The 16718-nt window shown below is 71.6% G+C and carries 13 protein-coding genes; 7 read left to right on the forward strand and 6 right to left on the reverse strand.

The window, feature by feature from the left end; translation table 11 throughout:
- Positions 1 to 212 precede the first annotated feature (212 nt).
- The gene (locus IE278_RS09865) at positions 213 to 1364 is read left to right on the forward strand and encodes an XdhC family protein (RefSeq protein WP_189770816.1); all 1152 of its coding nucleotides are present in this window, start codon (positions 213 to 215) and stop codon (positions 1362 to 1364) included.
- A gap of 38 nt (positions 1365 to 1402) precedes the next feature.
- Here IE278_RS09865 and IE278_RS09870 read toward each other — a convergent pair whose 3' ends face one another.
- Both IE278_RS09870 and IE278_RS09875 read right to left on the reverse strand, forming a co-directional pair.
- Positions 1403 to 2062 carry an ATP-dependent endonuclease gene (locus IE278_RS09870; RefSeq protein ID WP_189770818.1) on the reverse strand — a complete coding sequence of 220 codons (660 nt, stop codon included), beginning with the start codon at positions 2060 to 2062 and terminating at the stop codon, positions 1403 to 1405.
- A gap of 232 nt (positions 2063 to 2294) precedes the next feature.
- A complete protein-coding gene (locus IE278_RS09875; protein ID WP_189770820.1) occupies positions 2295 to 3359 on the reverse strand; it encodes a saccharopine dehydrogenase NADP-binding domain-containing protein in 1065 nt (354 codons plus the stop codon).
- Positions 3360 to 3449: 90 nt separating this feature from the next.
- Here IE278_RS09875 and IE278_RS09880 point away from each other — a divergent pair, with 90 nt between their 5' ends.
- The gene (locus IE278_RS09880; protein WP_189770822.1) at positions 3450 to 4049 is read left to right on the forward strand and encodes a TetR/AcrR family transcriptional regulator; all 600 of its coding nucleotides are present in this window, start codon (positions 3450 to 3452) and stop codon (positions 4047 to 4049) included.
- Positions 4050 to 4625: 576 nt separating this feature from the next.
- Here IE278_RS09880 and IE278_RS09885 read toward each other — a convergent pair.
- Positions 4626 to 5066 carry an SRPBCC family protein gene (locus IE278_RS09885; protein WP_189770824.1) on the reverse strand — a complete coding sequence of 147 codons (441 nt, stop codon included), beginning with the start codon at positions 5064 to 5066 and terminating at the stop codon, positions 4626 to 4628.
- A gap of 139 nt (positions 5067 to 5205) precedes the next feature.
- On the opposite strand from IE278_RS09885, the gene IE278_RS09890 reads away from it, so the two are divergent.
- Genes IE278_RS09890 through fxsT form a run of 4 tightly spaced genes read left to right on the forward strand, consistent with a single transcriptional unit; the run spans position 5206 to position 13413 of the window.
- Positions 5206 to 6351 carry an effector-associated domain 2-containing protein gene (locus IE278_RS09890; protein ID WP_189770826.1) on the forward strand — a complete coding sequence of 382 codons (1146 nt, stop codon included), beginning with the start codon at positions 5206 to 5208 and terminating at the stop codon, positions 6349 to 6351.
- Positions 6348 to 7934, forward strand: coding sequence for a VMAP-C domain-containing protein (locus tag IE278_RS42910; RefSeq protein ID WP_189770828.1), 1587 nt, complete (start codon positions 6348 to 6350; stop codon positions 7932 to 7934). Before IE278_RS09890 ends, IE278_RS42910 begins: the two co-directional genes overlap by 4 nt.
- Positions 7934 to 9136: an AAA family ATPase gene (locus tag IE278_RS09900; RefSeq protein WP_189770830.1), complete on the forward strand. Its 1203-nt coding sequence runs from the start codon at positions 7934 to 7936 to the stop codon at positions 9134 to 9136. Before IE278_RS42910 ends, IE278_RS09900 begins: the two co-directional genes overlap by 1 nt.
- The gene (gene fxsT / locus IE278_RS09905; protein ID WP_189770832.1) at positions 9133 to 13413 is read left to right on the forward strand and encodes an FxSxx-COOH system tetratricopeptide repeat protein; all 4281 of its coding nucleotides are present in this window, start codon (positions 9133 to 9135) and stop codon (positions 13411 to 13413) included. Before IE278_RS09900 ends, fxsT begins: the two co-directional genes overlap by 4 nt.
- 152 nt (positions 13414 to 13565) lie before the next feature.
- Here the strand turns inward: fxsT and IE278_RS09910 are convergent, their stop codons facing one another.
- Both IE278_RS09910 and IE278_RS09915 read right to left on the reverse strand, forming a co-directional pair.
- Positions 13566 to 15476: an HEXXH motif domain-containing protein gene (locus IE278_RS09910; protein WP_189770834.1), complete on the reverse strand. Its 1911-nt coding sequence runs from the start codon at positions 15474 to 15476 to the stop codon at positions 13566 to 13568.
- Positions 15477 to 15505: 29 nt separating this feature from the next.
- A complete protein-coding gene (locus IE278_RS09915) occupies positions 15506 to 15730 on the reverse strand; it encodes an FxSxx-COOH-like cyclophane-containing RiPP peptide (RefSeq protein WP_189770836.1) in 225 nt (74 codons plus the stop codon).
- Between the two features lie 327 nt (positions 15731 to 16057).
- On the opposite strand from IE278_RS09915, the gene IE278_RS09920 reads away from it, so the two are divergent.
- On the forward strand, positions 16058 to 16393 hold the full coding sequence (locus tag IE278_RS09920) for a CU044_2847 family protein (RefSeq protein WP_189770838.1): 336 nt from the start codon (positions 16058 to 16060) through the stop codon (positions 16391 to 16393).
- Positions 16394 to 16400: 7 nt separating this feature from the next.
- Here IE278_RS09920 and IE278_RS09925 read toward each other — a convergent pair whose 3' ends face one another.
- Positions 16401 to 16688, reverse strand: coding sequence for a hypothetical protein (locus IE278_RS09925; protein ID WP_373311962.1), 288 nt, complete (start codon positions 16686 to 16688; stop codon positions 16401 to 16403).
- Positions 16689 to 16718: the final 30 nt, after the last annotated feature.

A 16718-nucleotide genomic window follows, 5' to 3' on the forward strand; every position in this document is an offset into this window, starting at 1 on the left:
ACTGCGCACCTAGCGACAACGGACCCGCACCTGCGTCCTGCCTAGGGGCGCGGGGAACTGCGCAACCAGCGACAACAGGCCTGCACCCGGGTGCGGTTAAGGGGCGCGGGGAACTGCGCACCTAGCGACAACGGACCCGCACCGGGCGGGGTAAGGGGCGCGGGGAACGGCGCACCCAGCCACAACGCACCCCGGAGAAAAGGAGACCGACAATGCTGGACATTGCCGAAGAGCTGCACCGATGGGTGCAGCAAGGCCGCGACTTCGCCGTGGCCACAGTCGTGGCCGTCGCCGGCAGCGCACCGAGACCCCCCGGCGCCGCCCTGGCAGTGGACGCCGCCGGCACGGCAACCGGCTCGGTCTCCGGCGGCTGCGTGGAGGGCGCGGTCTACGACCTGTGCCAACAGGCGCTGGAGGACGGGGAGCCGGTCCTCGAACGCTTCGGGTACAGCGACGAGGACGCCTTCGCGGTGGGCCTGACGTGCGGCGGGATCATCGACATCCTGGTGACTCCGGTGCACGCCTCCTCCCCCCTCCGCGAGGTGTTCGCGTCGGCGCTCGCCGCAGCCGCCGGCGAAGAGGCGTCGGCGCTCGCTCGCGTCGTCTCCGGCCCGGCGGAACTACAGGGCCGCGCCCTCCTCGTACGCGCGGACGGCCCGTACGAGGGCGGCTTCGGCGCGCACCCCGAACTGGACCGCACGGTCGCGCAGGAGGCGCGCGCCTTCCTGGACGCGGGCCGCACCGGCACCCTGGAGATCGGCGAGCAGGGTTCCCGCTGCGGAGCACCGCTCACCGTGCTGGTCGAGTCCTCGGCCCCGCCACCCCGGATGATCGTCTTCGGGGCGATCGACTTCGCCTCGGCCCTGGTCCGCATCGGCAAGTTCCTCGGCTACCGCGTGACGGTCTGCGACGCGCGCCCCGTCTTCGCGACGGCCGCGCGCTTCCCGGAGGCGGACGAGATCGTCGTCGAGTGGCCGCACACCTACCTGGAGCGCACGGAGGTCGACGCCCGTACGGTCCTGTGCGTCCTGACCCACGACGCCAAGTTCGACGTACCGCTCCTCGCGCTCGCGCTGCGGCTGCCGGTCGCGTACGTAGGGGCGATGGGCTCCCGCCGCACCCACCTCGACCGCAACGAACGGCTCCGCGAAGTGGGCTTGACCGAGCGGGAGTTGGCCCGGCTACGGTCGCCCATCGGCCTCGACCTCGGCGCCCGTACGCCCGAGGAGACCGCCCTCTCCATCGCCTCGGAGATCGTCGCGAACCGGCGGGGCGGGAGCGGGGTGTCGCTCACCGGGGCGCACACGCCGATCCACCACGACGTGTCCTCGACGCCGGTACGCCACATCGGAGCGGTGGCCTGATCCCCACGGCGACGGCGGGTCCGGCATGTGGCCCGGCGTCAGAGATGGGCGAGGAGCCGTTCCAGTGGAGGCGGCGTCCGGTCGAGGTCCAGGCTCGCGACGAGTTCCTGCGCGTACTGGGCCTTGCGCCCGGCGTGGGTGCCCATGAAGCGGTGGAGATGCTGCTCCACGGTCCACCCCCGCTGCGCGGGCTGGTTCTGGAAGGTGCGGAAAGCACGCAACTCGCCCTGTTCCTGCACCACTTGCTGGATGACATCGGCGCCCAGGGAACGGATCAGCTCGTCCTCCAGGTCCGCGTGGCACATATAGAACCCGAGTGACTCCAGATCGTCGGCCGTCAAATCGGAGCCGATCCCGGCCCGTTCAAGCGCCCGCCGGAAGAACCGCTCCTCGGCCGCGTCGCACAGTCCGGCGAGCCGGACGTCGAGCCCCTGCGGCCCGCACAGGTCCACGAATCTCCCGACGCTCATCGCGCCCCCGAGCGGCACCACCGAGACCCCCTCCTCGTCGAGGTCCCGGCCGTGCCGGGCGGCCAGTGCCTCGACGGCGACCTGGTCGCTGCCTCCCTCGACGAGCACGACCGTACGCAGCCCGGTGCCGGCCGCCGCCTCCCGCGCGCTCGCGCCCGCCTCCGCCGCCCCCGCGCCGCCAGCCGCCCACTGGACGACTGCCTGGCGGAACCGCCCCATGTCGTTCATGGGCCCCAGTCTCGCAACTCCGAGTGGACTCGTTCCACAGACTTTCGCCAGGACGCATCGCGGGAGTCCGTGGGAATTCATGGGAACTCATGGGAACTCATAGGCGCTCATGGGAGCCCCATGGACGGCTCGCGGGCAACGCGCGCGGCGGGGAGGGGCCGGGGTACGCGCGCCGACGGCGTGGGCCCGAGCCGCCGCCCACCCCTCCCGGTGGGTACCGGCCCCGTGACCGTCAGCCGGGCAGGGTGAGGGAGAACGTGCCCGACTCGGCGAGCGTGCGCAGGAGTTCGGGCGCCGCGAAAGCCTCCGCGGGGGCCAGTACGCCCGTCTTCGCCGGCCCCTCCCCGCCCGCGAGCCGCAACGCGGCCTCGACCGAGACGACGGCCCCGGCCCGCCAGATGTCCCGGCCCCGGACATGGGCGTTGCGGCCACCGCCGGCGGCCCCGGTGACCTGGACCGCGACGGTGAACTCCGTCTTCGCGCGCTCCTGCGGACTCACGTCCACGCTGGTGAAGATCTGTTCCTCCTCGAAGGTGGAGGCGGTCAGCTGGACCTCCACGGCCCGGGCCGGAACGTGGCGCGGGACCGTGACGACCTCGCCCGACGGGAAGGGCACGATCGTCGTACGGGGTCCGACGGGCGGCGGGAACGGGAAGACCGCGTTACGGATCTCCACGGGCCCCACCCGCTGTGCCCCGTCCACGAAGCCGATGCGGTCGATCTCACCGATCAGCAGGTTGGCGGTGTTCACGGCGCCTTGGGTCATGCGCCAGCCTGTGACCGCGTAACCGACGGTCACCTTGTCCACGTCGGGCAGCCCCTCCGCGGCAGCCGCGGCCAGCAGGTCGCCCAGTCCGCCGTAGAAGCTCATCTGCGGGACGAGGACCGCGCCGGTGCGCTGGGCGGTGGCCTGGAGGGAGTCGAAGAGGTACTTCACATGGTGCGGCTCGATCGCGTGGTCCACGTACGGTGTGCCGGTCTCCGCGGCGGCGGTGGCGACCGGTTCCCCGGTCGTGGTGAACGGCCCCGCGCAGTGGATGATCACGTCGGCGGTCTCGGCGAGCGCGCGCAGGGCGGGGCGGTCGTCGAGGGGTGCGTGCCGGACGCGTACGAGATCGGGGGTGCCGAGTTCGGTGGCGAGCGAGTGCAGTGCCCGCTCATCGCGTCCGGCGAGGATCACGTGCTGGTGCCGGGCGAGCAGTTCGGCGGTGACGACCCTTCCGGTGTGACCGTTGGCGCCGTAGACCGCGAAGAGGGGTGCCTTTCGTGCCGTTGTCCGCGCTGCCTGTGCCGTCATGGCGAGGCTCACTTCCATACCGAGGGTATGTAATCGGATCGGCTAAGTTACGTACCCTCGGTATGCCTGTCAAGGGAGTTGATGAGCCGGATGGTCCGACGGACCCAGGCCGAACGCTCAGGCGCGACCACGTCCCAACTGGTCGACGCCGCGACGGAGTTGTTCGGCAGTCACGGTTTCGCGGGCGCGCCTCTCGACGCCGTCGCGGCCATGGCGGGGGTCACCAAGGGGGCCGCGTACCACCACTTCCCGGGCGGCAAGACGGCCCTGTTCCACGCCGTCTTCGTACGCCATCAGGAACTGCTGGCGGAAGCGCTGCTGCGGGCCGGAGCCGCCGCGCCCGACCCGCGCGCGGCGCTCCACGCGGGTGCCCGCACGTTTCTCGAACACTGCCTCGACCCGGGCTTCCAGCGTGTCGTCCTCCTCGACGGCCCGTCCGTCCTCGGCTGGGAGACGGTTCGCGAGATCGAGTACGAGCACGCGCTGCGTGTCCTGCGCGAGGCCATGGAACACGCGGTGCGCGAGGCCGGCGGAACACCCGACGCGGCCCTGACGGCACGCTGCCAGCTGGTCTTCGGAGCCCTGTGCGAGGGAGGCATGCTCCTCGCCCGCGCAACGGACCCGGAGACGATGCTGGAGGTGGTGGCAGGAGAGGCGACCAAACTCCTGAACACGGAACCCGCCACCTGACGACTGCGCTTCCCGCTTCCCGCTTCCGGGCTCCGGGCTCTCGACTCCCGGCTCCCGGCTCTCGGGCACCGGCTCCCGGTTCCGGGTCCCGGCCCCGGTTTCTCGACCTCGGGTTCTGGCCCCCGGCGTCGACTCGGATCCCGGCCCCGGTTCCGGGCTCTCGGTTCCGGGCTCCGGCTCTCGATCCCGGTTCCGGGCTCGGGGTCTCGACTTCGGGTTCCGAGTTCTGGACTCCGGCTCCGGAATCTCGGCCCCCGGCTCTCGGCTCTTGGGCCCCGGCTCTCGGCTCCCGGGCCCCGGCTCGGAGTTCCGGGTCCCGGCCCCGGGTTCTCGACTCCGGGTTCTGGCTCCCGGCGTCGACTCCGGCCCCGGCCCCGGCCCCGGCCCGGTTCCGGGCTCCCGGCCTCGGGACCCGGCTCCGGGCCCCAACTCCCGCTTCCGGGAAACAAATCCGGGCTCTCGGCCCCCGGCCGACGCCCCCCGCTCCCGACCGACGGCCGACGGTCGGGAGCCGGGAGCCGGGAGCCGGGAGCCGGGAGCCGACGCCTGACGGCCTGCGGCTGACGGGCTCAGCTCTCAAGGCTGTGACAGCAGCCCGTCCACCGCTCGTCCGAACATCCACCGGCCCGCCCGCCCCAGCAGGGCGTCGAAGGCGCGTGGCACCCCTCGCACCCCCAGCTCCTCCCGCCACAGCACCTGTGAGCCGCCGCCCGCCGTCGGCCGTACCTCGATCTCGGCCCAGCCGACGACCAGGCCGCCGCGTTTGACGAGCCGGCACAGCCCGGGCGTGCGATCCCGCGGCGGCCGCCATACGACGACCTCCATGCGGTCGTCGAACGCCACCGGCCCCACCCCGGTACGCGCCACGAACACCGTGCCCGCCCCACGCGGCGGCAGCGTGACGACCCGGACCCGCGTCAGCGGCACCACATCGGCATGCCGCTCCCACAGCGTGAGCCGCCGCCACGCCTCGTCGGCGCTCAGGGCGGTGTCCCGGCGCACAAGAAAGAGAGTCACGTGATTGATCGTATGCACTCCTCTCGGCGCAGGGGGGTGAGCCGCACGGTGGTCGCCGTCCGATGAGTTGGGTATCCCTGTCCTAGGAACTCGGTGTTCGGAGCATCAGTGATCGTTGAGGTCCGGAGGAGGGGGCGCTGTGGGCGAGCTGGACGCGGCGACTGCGGGGCGATTAAGGGTCCGTTCGCCGGACGGTGTCGTCCATGGGGGCGGGCTGCTGCTGACCGGAACAACCGCTGTGACGTGTGCGCATGTCGTGGCGATCGCGCTCATGGGCGGCCGCTCGAATGCGGCGGCCTCGCCGGCGGACCCGCCGCGCGGACACGTCCTGGTGGAGCGGCCGGCCGAGTCCGGGCGGCCCGGTGTGTCCGGGACGGCCGAGGTCACCGATGGCGGCTGGTTCGCCGGACCCCTCGCCGGCCCTTTCGCCGGCGAGGACCGCACGGATCCGGCCAGCCGCACGGATCTCGCCGTACTGACCCTGAGTCGTCCCCTCCCGCACGGCACGCGGACCGCTGTGCCCGGCCGCTGCCCGCCTTCCGACGGCCGAACACTCAGGGTGTTCGGGTATCCGAAGCAGGCGCCCCACGGGATCTGGGTGTCGGCCCGGCTGGTCGGAGCGGGCGGGCCGTGTCCCGTGTGGAGGCAACTGGACGTCGTCGCGGATTCAGGAGTCGGTGTCGAGCAGGGCTTCAGCGGCGCGGGAGTGTGGGACCCGCGGTCGGAGCGCATGGTGGGCCTGGTTACTGCCGCGTTCAGTCGTGGCGGGGCCCGGGTCGCATGGATGCTGCCCCTGGACGTGGCGGCGGACCAGTGGACCGCCCTGTGCGCGCACTTGGACGTCGAGCCGGGAGTCCGGGAAGCGGTCGAGGGCAGTCGGACCGAGGGCTGGAGGGACGAGGGGACCGGGGCTTCTCCCGACGGGGCGAGGGCGTGGCCCCGAGCCGTGGGGCTGGTGGCACCGTCACCGCCTCCGCTGCCGCCGTCCGTGCCGTCGGTATCGGAGCAGTTCGCGCTGGCGAAGGCACTGCTGGCGATCCCTCAGATCGACGAGGACCACGGGGCCGCCCTGCGGAGCCTGCTGCCCCCGGCTATCCGGCACAACGTCAAGTCGCAGTCCCGGGCCCATACGCAGGTGGCCGAGATCGTGCGTGCCTGTACCCAACACCGTGACGGGCGTGCGGCGTTGCGGGAAGCGGTCGTCCTGCTGGCCCCCGAGTCGGTGTCGGTCGAGGCCGCGTTGCACCTGCTCGACCGCGTGTGGGCCGTGGGTGACGGTGCATGAGCTCCACACTTCCACGGAAAGTGGATGGCGCGGGTTCATGGGCCCCGTCGAAGATCCTGCTCGACGCGCTGGAGGGCCTGTCGGCGTTCGACGAGATGAGCACCGTACGGACCTGCGTCGGCGTGGTGGAGCAGTTGCTGGGCGTCCGGATGAACCTTCCGGAGAGCCCGCGCCGCCGTACGTACCTCATGACCCTGCTGTCCGCCGTGTCGGAGCACCGGAACGGATGGCAGGCCCTCGGCAGCGCCGTCGATCTCGTGGAGGGCGACACCTTTTCGGCCCAGCGTGTGCGCACCGCGATCGCGGTGACGGAGGTGCCGCTCTTCCCGTCCGCGGAATGGGCGGAGCTGATGAATCTCCTGAGCGGACTGCAGGTCCCTGAACTTCCCTGGATCTACCAGGAGGTCATGGCCTACCGCGGCGAACCGCCGCCGCCCGCACACTGTGCCGAGCCGTGGCTGGCGGTGCTGCACGCCGCGACGTTCAACGCCCGCCCGGGTGAACCGCTGCCCTGTGTACAACTCGTCGCCCGGCTGGCCCGTCATGTCAAGGGCCCGCAGGCGGCCGGGCTTGCTTCCTGGGCCGCCGCGCACGGCACGGCGGCCCTCACCGGCGTGCCGCCCACTGGGCAGCGGAGTGAGCCTTCCGCGCACGGCACGCCTTCCCCGGCCCCGGTGGGCGCCGCCCCTCCCGCCCCTCCCGCCCCTCCCGCGCCGCCCGTACAGGCCCGGCCCAACGGCGCGGACGCCCCGTACGTCTGGCGGCCGGGAGCAGGTCTGCTGGTGCGGGTGAAACCGCTGCCCGACCCGGACCACGACAAGGAACGCCTGTTGTCGCACTGGTGGCAGCTGGGCCCGTTCCCCGCCCGTCCGGTCCGCGGTGAGGACCGGCGCATCGACCTGAGACGGCTGTCCGAGCGGGTCACGGCCCTGGTGGAGGAGGCCGAGGCGGGCTGGGCGTACTTCTACAAGGACGACCTCACGCTGGAGTTCTTCCTGCCCCGGGAGCTGCTGGAGCTACCGGTCGAGAGCTGGACCAAGCGTCCTCTGCTCGGCGCGAACGGCGTGCTCGGCGAGGACCACCCCGTCCTGCTGCGCAGTCTGGACCGGATGGAGCGCCCGGACACCCACGGACGATGGGCGAAACGATGGGATCACCTCGCCCGGGGAGAGGAGGGGCGTGCACACTGGTTTCCGGAGGACGGACGAGCGCGGTTGCTGATGGATCCGCTGCCCGCCCTCGTCGTGCTCAGTTCTCCGCCCCGTCGCCGTGGGGAGCAGGAGAAGGAGTTCGACGAGCTCGGAGAGTGTCTGCGCGTCGGGGTGCCTGTGGTGGTCTGGGACCGCAGGGAAGGACACGATCCCGTCTTCCGTCGAGATCTCGCCGACCTGCTGGCGCGAAGAGGTGCCACGGATCTGCCGGACGCCGTCAGGGAGTTGCGCATCCTGGCCCGGGACGACGACTCTGAGAGTGCCTCGTCACTGATCGGTCGCCATCTGGCGCTGCTCTGGGACGACCCCTACCGGCTCCCGGAGGATCCGAGGGGCACGGCCACTCCCGAGGCTGACCGAGGGGAGTCGTAATGCGACCGGAGAGCGAGACCGCGACCGGAAACGGAGGGACGCTTCCCCCTTCGCGCACGAGCATCGATCCACCCGGACCCGAAGCACAGGCCGCTCGTGCGGATGCACGCCCGGCTGCCGGCGCCGGCCCGCCCGCGTGGTGGATCTACCAGGGCACGGGGGAGCCGCTGCGGGAGGGGACGCTGTTACGGCGGCTGCCACCACCGCCCCAGTGGCGGATGTTCACGGGCGGACCGGAGACACCCGCTCCGCCGGAGGACGAGGAAGAGGTGCTCCGCCGACTGGGGCGGGTCCACCCCGTGGGTGCGATGTCGGAGCAACTGCGGCACGAGGCCGACATGGTGAACGCCGCGCTCTATCTGCGACGTCCGCTCCTGGTGACGGGGCGGCCGGGCACGGGCAAGTCGGCCCTGGCCTACCGCATCAGCCGTGAACTGGGACTCGGCCGGGTGTTGCGCTGGCACATCACAAGCCGCAGCACGCTCCGCTCGGGCCTGTACGAATACGACGCGATCGGCCGAGTACAGGACGCCGCAGCCGCGCGGGCCGTGTCCGGAGCCCCGGCGGGGGAGCCGGCGGCGAAGGCGGACGGGGCAGGTGGCGCCGAGGTCGGGGACTACCTCCAACTGGGTCCGCTGGGTACCGCACTGCTGCCCTACGCCGCACCCAGAGTGCTGCTGATCGACGAGATCGACAAGAGCGACCTCGATCTGGCCAACGACCTCCTCAGCGTCTTCGAGGAGGGCAGGTACGCCATTCCCGAACTGGTGCGGCTGCGCCGGCGACATCCACGCACCGTGGTACTGACGGACGATCCCGACGGCAGTGTCACGATCGAGGAGGGACTCGTCAGATGCCGGGCGTTCCCCGTCGTCGTCGTGACGAGCAACGGCGAGAGGGAGTTTCCTCCTGCCTTCCTCCGGCGGTGCCTGCGGCTCCATATGCCCGAACCCGACCACGAACGTCTCGCCGACATGGTGGCCGCGCACTTCGTGGACGAGGAGACACGGGGCGTCGACTCCCTCGGCCTGCTGGAGCAGTTCGTCCGGCGCAGCCGTGAGCGCGGTGGGCTGGCCGCGGACCAACTGCTGAACTCCGCGTACCTCAGCCTGCACGCCCTGGACGGCTGTTCGCTCGACGGGGTGGTCGACGCGCTCTGGCACCGGCTGGACGGTGAACTCCCCGAAGCGGGTACGCCATGACCGACAGGCCCTACTGGTGGGAGGTCGCGGACGCGCTCTATCTGGCCGCCTGCCGCGAGGACGCCGCGGACGCGGATTCCGGCCGGGCCAGGACAGCGGACCAGGTTCCGCCGCCGGAACGGGACCTGCCTCCGCTGCCGGAGCCGCCCGCCGCACCGGACGAGGAGACGGCTGCGGGGCAGGGACCGGCGAGTGCCGCACAGCGGCGGGTGGAGGTGTCCCTGGCGGCACTCTCGGCCGCACGGGGAACCCGTGCGGCCGATGGGGGGAGGCCTCGCGCCGACGTCTCTCTCGGTCTGACGAACGCGCTCGGCCTGGAACGAGCCCTGCGGCCACTCCAGTTGTCGGTCTCATCGCCCTACACAGTGAACCTGGACGAGGAGGCGACCGCGGAACGCGCCGCCACCGACGGGCTGTGGCTGCCGCAGACGCGCTCGGAGCCCGAACCGCTCCTGGAACTGCTGCTGGTGGTCGACGAGGGACCCACCATGGCCCTGTGGCAGGACTCGGCGCTGCGGATCCGGAAGATGCTGGAGCACACGGCGGCCTTCCGGATCGTTCGGACGGCGTCCCGGGCAGTGGGCACCGCCGCCTCGTTGCCGTCGACCGGCCCGAACCGCCTGCTGCTCGTCCTCACCGACGCCGCGAGCCCCGCCTGGCGCACCGGGCAGGCGGCCGCCCAACTCCACGAGTGGTCCCGGATCGGGCCCACGGCGGTGATCCATCTGCTGCCCCAGCACCTGTGGGAACTGACCCTGCCCAGCACCACCCGGGCCGGCCTGCGGGTGGCCGCCAGAGGAGCGCCCAACGTCGCCTACCGGGTGGAGACACTGCTGCCGCCCCACGGCCTGGACCGCGGCCCGGCGGAGTCCTACGTGCCGCCGACCGGTGCGAACGGATCGGTGGTGCCGGTGCCCGTGGTGGAGCTGAGGGCCGGTCCCCTCGCCCGGTGGGCCGACCTCGTGGCCGCCACGGGCGGCGACCGCAGACACGATCTCGCGGTACTGCTGACCACGGCCGACGGGGATCTGCTGGCCCTGCCTCCCCAGGACGACGCACCGGCCACGCCTGCCGCGGCCGAGGACTCGGCCCAGGAGAGCGTGGCCCGATTCCGCTCCGCCGCGTCCCCCACAGCGTTCACCCTGGCCCGCAGGCTGGCCGCGGCCCCGCTGAACCTGCCCGTCATGCGCATGGTCCAGCGGACCGTCTCCTCGGCACAGCCGTGGAACCTGTCCGAGATCATGCTCGCCGGCCTGATCCACCGGATCGACTCCGCCACGGACGCGGAGGACCCGTACCAGGTCTGCTTCGACTTCGTCCCCGGCACCAGGGAGGAACTCCTGGCACTGGGGAGCCGCGCCGAAACCCTGGCGGTCCTGCAGCAGGTCGAACAGCACGTGGGTCCCGGCCTCGACGCCCGGTGGGACGGCGGAGCGGCCCTGGTCGCGTCGGACACCCATGCCGGCACGCCACCGCTGACCCAGCAGACGCGCCGGTTCCTGCCGTCGCTGCACTCCGCTCTCACCGCGCTGTCCGGCCCTTTCCTGGCCCGGGCCGACGAGGTGGGGAGCCTACTGAGCCGGTCGGCACCCGAACCACAGGGCCCGCAGCTGTCGGCCTCCGACGCCGAGCCGCAGGCCACGCCGCGGCAGGCCGAGGAGACCCCCGCGGTGCGGGACCGGCCCGCCCCCTCGCGGCAACCGGCACTCCGGTCGCCCGAAGCACCCGGGACCCCCTCAACAGGAGGCAACGTGACCCTCGGCCAGTCTCCCTCCACCGGTAGGCGCCCACCGCAGGACGCCTCCCGGCTGTGGGGCAACGTGCCCCAGCGCAACCGCAACTTCACAGGCAGGGAGGACCTGTTGGAGCTGCTCGCGGAGCGGCTGAGGACCGGCATCGCCGCGGTGCTGCCCGAAGCACTGCACGGCATGGGGGGAGTGGGCAAGTCCCAGATAGCCGTCGAGTACCTGTACCGCCACAGCCGCGACTACTCGCTCGTGTGGTGGATCCCCGCCGAACAGCACAACCAGGTCATCCAGTCGCTGATCGAGCTGGGCGACCGCATGGGCCTCAAAGCGGGCTCCGACGTCAGCGCGGTCCGTACCGTACTCGAAGCGCTGCGCACCGGTGTTCCCTACCGGAACTGGATCCTGGTCTTCGACAACGCGGAGAATCCACGCGAGATCCGCCGGTACTTCCCGACGGACGGGCCCGGCCGCATCCTGGTCACCTCCCGCAACGCCCAGTGGTCCAGCCTCGCCAGTTCCCTGGAGGTCAACGTGTTCGCCCGGGAGGAGAGCATCGCCCTCCTCAGGCGGCGCAGCCCCGACATCCCGGACCTTCCGGCCGACCAGCTGGCCACCGCGCTGGGGGACCTGCCCCTCGCGGTCGAACAGGCGGCGGTCTGGCTCGCCGAGACCGGAATGCCGGCTCACCAGTACCTCGAACTCTTCGAGCGGAAATGGACCGAGCTCCTCCAGTCGGATCCGCCCCCCGACTACGAGATGCCGGTCGCCGCGGCCTGGAACGTCTCGCTGGAGCGACTCCAGGAAGACCACCTGGATGCACTCAACCTGCTCCAGGTATGCGCGTTCTTCGCCCCCGAACCCATTTCCTGGGATCTGTTCTCGGCCGTTCGCGGTGTGTCCGTCCCCGAGGACCTCCAGGCCACGCTGGAGGACCCGGTGAAGCTGGCGAGGGCGGTACGGGAGATCGGCCGGTACGCCCTGGCCCGAATAGACCACCGGCAGAGCACGATCCAGCTGCACCGGCTCGTCCAGCGCGTCCTGGTCGACCAGATGAGCCCCGACGAACAGAAGAACATGCGTCACGCCGCCCACCAACTCCTCGTGCACGCGGATCCCAGGAACCCGCAGCGCATTCCGCACTGGTCCAGGTACTCCGACCTGCTGCCCCATGTGCAGGTGTCGAACGCGGTCGAATGCGGCGACCCGTGGACCCGGCGGCTGGTCCTCAACGAACTGCGTTTCCTGGTCGCCCGGGGGGATTTCAGCGGAGCCCAGAGCTTCTCCGAGAGGGCCAGGTCGTGCTGGACCGACAGGCTGGGGCAGGAGCACGCCGACGTGCTCGCCGCCGACCAGGTCCGCGCGGAGGCCCTGCGCTGCCGGGGCCGGTACACCGATTCCTACGACCTGCAGAAGGACCTGGTGGACCGCTTCACCCGGGTCCACGGCGAGCACCACGAGGACACCCAGCTGGCCTTGAGCCTGCTGGGAATCCATCTGCGGCTGCGGGGTGACTTCTACGGTGCCCGCGAGCTCGACGAGAGGACCTACAGCACGTCCCTGCGGGTCTTCGGGCCCGATGAACCCAACACCCTCCAGGCGGCCCACAACTACGCGGTGAGCCTGCGGCTGGCGGGCGACGTCCAGGCCGCGCTGCAACTGGACGAGGAGACCTGGCGGCGCAGGGTGGAGGTCATCGGGGAGGACCACGTCTACTCGCTCGGCACGCTCAGCGCGTACTACCTCGACCTGCAGGAGCTCGGGCGCTACGCGGACTGCCTGGAAGGCCACGAACACCTGGCGGCCCGGGCCCGGGACTCGTTGGGGGACGAGCACCCGCTGACCGTGATGATCAGCGCGGAGCTCTCGGCGACCCGCCGCAAGGCGGGGGATCACGAGGGCGCGTACCAGTTGACCTCACAGCTGAGGGAGATCGCCGAGCGCCGTCTGTCCCCCGACAACCGTGACGCGCTGCGGGTCAACCTGGTCCATGCCACCGATCTTCGTCAGGTCGGGCAGCTGCAGGCGGCCCGGGCCCTGGGCACCGACGTGATGGATCGGCACATCAGGAAGTTCGGAGAACAGCATCCGCACACCTATGCGACGTTTCTCAACCTCGCGGTCACGCTGCGGCTGCTGGGAGAGGTGGAACAGGCGCTGGAACTGGACCAGAAGGCGCTGGACGGCCTCAGCGCCGCGCTGAGCCCCGATCATCCGCGTACGCTGCTGGCCCGTATGAACCTGGCCAGTGACCTGTTCGCCCTGGGCAACTCCACGAAGGCCGAACAGATCGACCGGGAGGCGGTACCGGAGGCGTCCCGCGTCTACGGACCCGACCATCCGGCGTCCCTCGCCGTACAGTTGAACCATTCCGCGGACCTCAAGGCCACGGGCGACATCTCGGCCGGCCGTGAACTGCACGACAAGACGCTGGAGAAGTACCGCAAGCAACTGGGCGCGGACCACCCGGCGACCCGCGACGCGAAGCGCGGCATCCGGGCCAACATCGACATCGACCTCGTCGCCCTGTAGCGGGCGACGCGCGAGGGTGGGGACGCCGCGCAAAGGGTGTAGGGGTGTGCCTGCCGAACCCCGGTGGCTCGCACCCCACCGGCTACCGCCTGCGAGCCGCGGTCCGGTCAGCTGAGGTGTGATCAGCCGCAGTGTGATCAGCCGCAGTGTGGTCAGCCGCGGTCCGGTCCGCCGGACGAGCCTGCACCGAGCAGGGTTCCGCTCTCCGCGAGCCATCCGGCCAGGGCCAGCGGATCAGGTCCGTCGGTGCCGGATTCAGGCAGGGCCCGACGGAGGCCCGCCACCAGTTCGGGCCGCTCCAGCAGCAGACGGGCTGCCGGGGGCCGCTCGGACTCCTCCCATGTGGCAGCCCAGCCGACCCACGCCTCGGAGTCCTCGGGGCGTCGGGCGATCCGGTCGCGGAACCACCGCTCGGCCTCAGCGGATTCACCGGCGATCACGTCCATGAACGCGGCGGTCTCGCCACGGGCGGACCTGCGGTCCTCGGCGAACACCTCGGGGCGGCTGAGGAAGAGCCGGGAGAGCGCTCCGCGTGAGTCCGGCCGCACCAACTCCGGCCGGGGGCGCGGCAGTAGACGGACCTGGACCGCGGGGACCTTGCCGGAGCGCCAGGCGTCGGCCAGCAGCCGACCGGTCACGTCGTCCGGGGCAAGGTGCCGCAGCCGCCACATCGCCCGACGTCCGGCGCAGACGCGTCGCGCCAGGCGGGCCGGCAGATCGGGCACCTCTTCGTCCTGCCAGCTGTCCACCACATCGGTAAGTGCCGCGACGAAGGTCTCGCCCGGCGGGGTCAGCCGCCCGGCGGAGGCGAGCGTATGAGCCCCCTCCCCGACCTGTTCCCTGAGCACGGCGAACTCGAAGTGGGCGAGTGCCGACTCTTGTTCGCCGGCGGCCTCCCAGCGGTGGGTACGCCAGAAGTCGGCCACACCGGCGAAGGCGAAGGTGCCGTGGAGCAGCCCGAGGGCAGGTCGCGGGTCACTGCGCCAAGGGGCGAAAAATACCGGTTCGCCTGCCTGCCCGTCGTTGTCCGGGTCCGAGGCCGTGGCCGCAGCCACGGCCGGGTCCGGGTCCGAGACCAGAGGCACCAGGGCGAGCAGAGCGTTCAGTTGCTGATGCCGTGACTCGTGAGCGAGTGCGGCGGCGGCCTGCGTACGGTCGGGCGGGAGGGACAGGGCCACCGCCCCGAAAGCGTCCTGGCTCGAAGCGCTGGCCACGGCCATCGGGTCGGTGGACGGGGTCGGCAGGGGAACGACACTGGTGACGAGGGTGGTGAACGCCCGATGTGCCTGTGGGTGCGAGCGTTCCAGGAGGTCCGTGGCGTCGGCCAGGCGCGTCCGCCAGGTGTCGGACGCCTCTACCACGGAAGACGCGGGCAGGAGTACCGAACCAAAGTCGCGGTAGGGGGTGACGGCGTCCAGGCGCAGGGGGCCGGTGGTGGTCGACGCCGCCCGCAGGTCGAGGAGGGGCTGCCACCGCCGGACCGGACCGGTGCCGCGCCAGGTCATCTCGGCTGTGGCCCCCACGCCGTGGAGCACGATGCCGTCGGCCGACACCCGCACTTCGGCGACGCCCCAGGGATCGTCGTCCACCGGGCCCGCCACGCCCAGCGACGGCAGCCAGACATGGCCTCTCGTGGTCGGCAGCCGGAGCGTCGCAGGGCCGCTGCCGGCGCGGACGGTGAGCGCGGCGGCCAGGCAGTGGAACTGTCCGATCTCCACCCACAGAGGCGGTTCGTTCGGGTCCCGGGTGTCCTTGTCGGCGGGCTCGGAAGCGAGTTCCTCCTCCAGTCGACGCAGCAAGCGGGTGGCCCACGTCCTGACGAACGGATCCGCGACGGTTGCCTCCACCGCGCTCGGGGACCGCCGCTGCGCCTCGACCGCCATCGCCCATGCCGCCGAGGGCGGGGCCAGGGCCCCGAAAGCATCGGCCGGCAACTGCTCCACGCGTTCGAGCAGCGCGCCCAGCAGCAACATCCGCATGCTCCGCTCCGCGGATTCCAGGCGTTCCAGCCCCGCCGCGCCCGGGGCTCCCGACGCAATGGCCTGGAGTAAGGACGTGGACACGTCATACACCCTGAGCGGGCTCGCGCCGGTCATGGCTGCGGACTTACCTCCGAGGACACCTGGCGGCGGGCATACGCGGACATCTCCTCGCTCTGGCTGTCACCCAACAAGGGGCCGAACGCATCACTTGCCGACTCGCGTACGGTACGCAGCGCCTGGCGAAGTGCCGGGTCGTCACTCTCGGCGAGCTCGGCGAACGACAGAGGAGAAAGATCGAGCAGCCTGGAGGGGAACACACGGTCGCGGTCCGGCATTTCAGCAACCTCGGCTGTCACGAGTACGGGGCACGGCGGATACTTTCTGCGCTGGGGCGGCCAGGCGGAGCCGGCCTGACACGTCAAATAGCCAGCGCCGTCCGCGGTCGGTCGAGACCGCCGCGGACGGTGTCTGGGCGGCCAAGGGTATCGTCCTCGCCGAGCCGATATAGGTCAGGCTTACCGGTGACTGGGCGAAGTCGATACACACCGAAAGATCAGGCGGCAACATCTGTCATTTGGATACGCCTGCTGGGGCCTTTTCCCACAGGATGGACGATCGGTACGGTCGATGGGGGAATGGGCGTGCCAAGGGGGAGAGCCGTCATGGAGCTGACGCGATTCACCACTGAGGACGGCGTGGAAGTGATCGTGGAGACGGGTGACGACGAACCGGCGATCATCCCTGTCGCACGGGGCGCGGACGGTATCGCCGACGCCGCGGCGACGCTCGACAGCGGCCTCGACCGCATCACCGCGGTCGCCGGCTCGGCCGTTCGGCGGCTGCGGGCCATGGCCCAACGGCCGGACGAGATCACGGTGGAGCTGGGCGTCCGGCTGAACGCCTCGGTGGGTGCTGTCATCGCCAGGTCGGAGTCGGAGGGGCACCTCACCGTCACGTTGGTCTGGAGATCAGGGAACGCGGACGGCCCGACCTCCTGACCCCATCTCAGACATCCAGCAGATCCCGTACCCGAACCACCCGCCCCGTCGCGAACGACTCATTCGCGGCGAGGCCCGTCACCAGTGACCTCGCTCCGTCGGTCGCGTTCGCCGCGCGGCCCAGGGGGTCCGGGGTGGAGCGGTGGGGGCCGAACAGGTCCTGGAGCATCCGTACGTCCCCGCCGCCGTGGCCGCCCTCGCCGGTGGGGACCTGCACCTCGCGTGGGCGTTCCCAGCGGCGGCGGAGCAGCACCTCCGTGCGGCCGGCCTCGTCGCCCACGCCGGCGCCGTGCATGACCGGGCTCGCGCCGTCGGTCCGTACCTC

This window comes from Streptomyces tauricus (genome assembly GCF_014650955.1).
GTDB lineage: Bacteria > Actinomycetota > Actinomycetes > Streptomycetales > Streptomycetaceae > Streptomyces > Streptomyces tauricus.

Coding starts and splice junctions, on each gene's coding strand:
- IE278_RS09880 (WP_189770822.1), top strand. CDS start 3,450: ATGGTCCGACGGACCCAGGCCGAACGCTCAGGCGCGACCACGTCCCAA.
- IE278_RS09920 (WP_189770838.1), top strand. CDS start 16,058: ATGGAGCTGACGCGATTCACCACTGAGGACGGCGTGGAAGTGATCGTG.
- IE278_RS09875 (WP_189770820.1), bottom strand. CDS start 3,359: ATGACGGCACAGGCAGCGCGGACAACGGCACGAAAGGCACCCCTCTTC.
- IE278_RS42910 (WP_189770828.1), top strand. CDS start 6,348: ATGAGCTCCACACTTCCACGGAAAGTGGATGGCGCGGGTTCATGGGCC.
- fxsT (WP_189770832.1), top strand. CDS start 9,133: ATGACCGACAGGCCCTACTGGTGGGAGGTCGCGGACGCGCTCTATCTG.
- IE278_RS09915 (WP_189770836.1), bottom strand. CDS start 15,730: ATGCCGGACCGCGACCGTGTGTTCCCCTCCAGGCTGCTCGATCTTTCT.
- IE278_RS09865 (WP_189770816.1), top strand. CDS start 213: ATGCTGGACATTGCCGAAGAGCTGCACCGATGGGTGCAGCAAGGCCGC.
- IE278_RS09870 (WP_189770818.1), bottom strand. CDS start 2,062: ATGAACGACATGGGGCGGTTCCGCCAGGCAGTCGTCCAGTGGGCGGCT.
- IE278_RS09900 (WP_189770830.1), top strand. CDS start 7,934: ATGCGACCGGAGAGCGAGACCGCGACCGGAAACGGAGGGACGCTTCCC.
- IE278_RS09925 (WP_373311962.1), bottom strand. CDS start 16,688: ATGCACGGCGCCGGCGTGGGCGACGAGGCCGGCCGCACGGAGGTGCTG.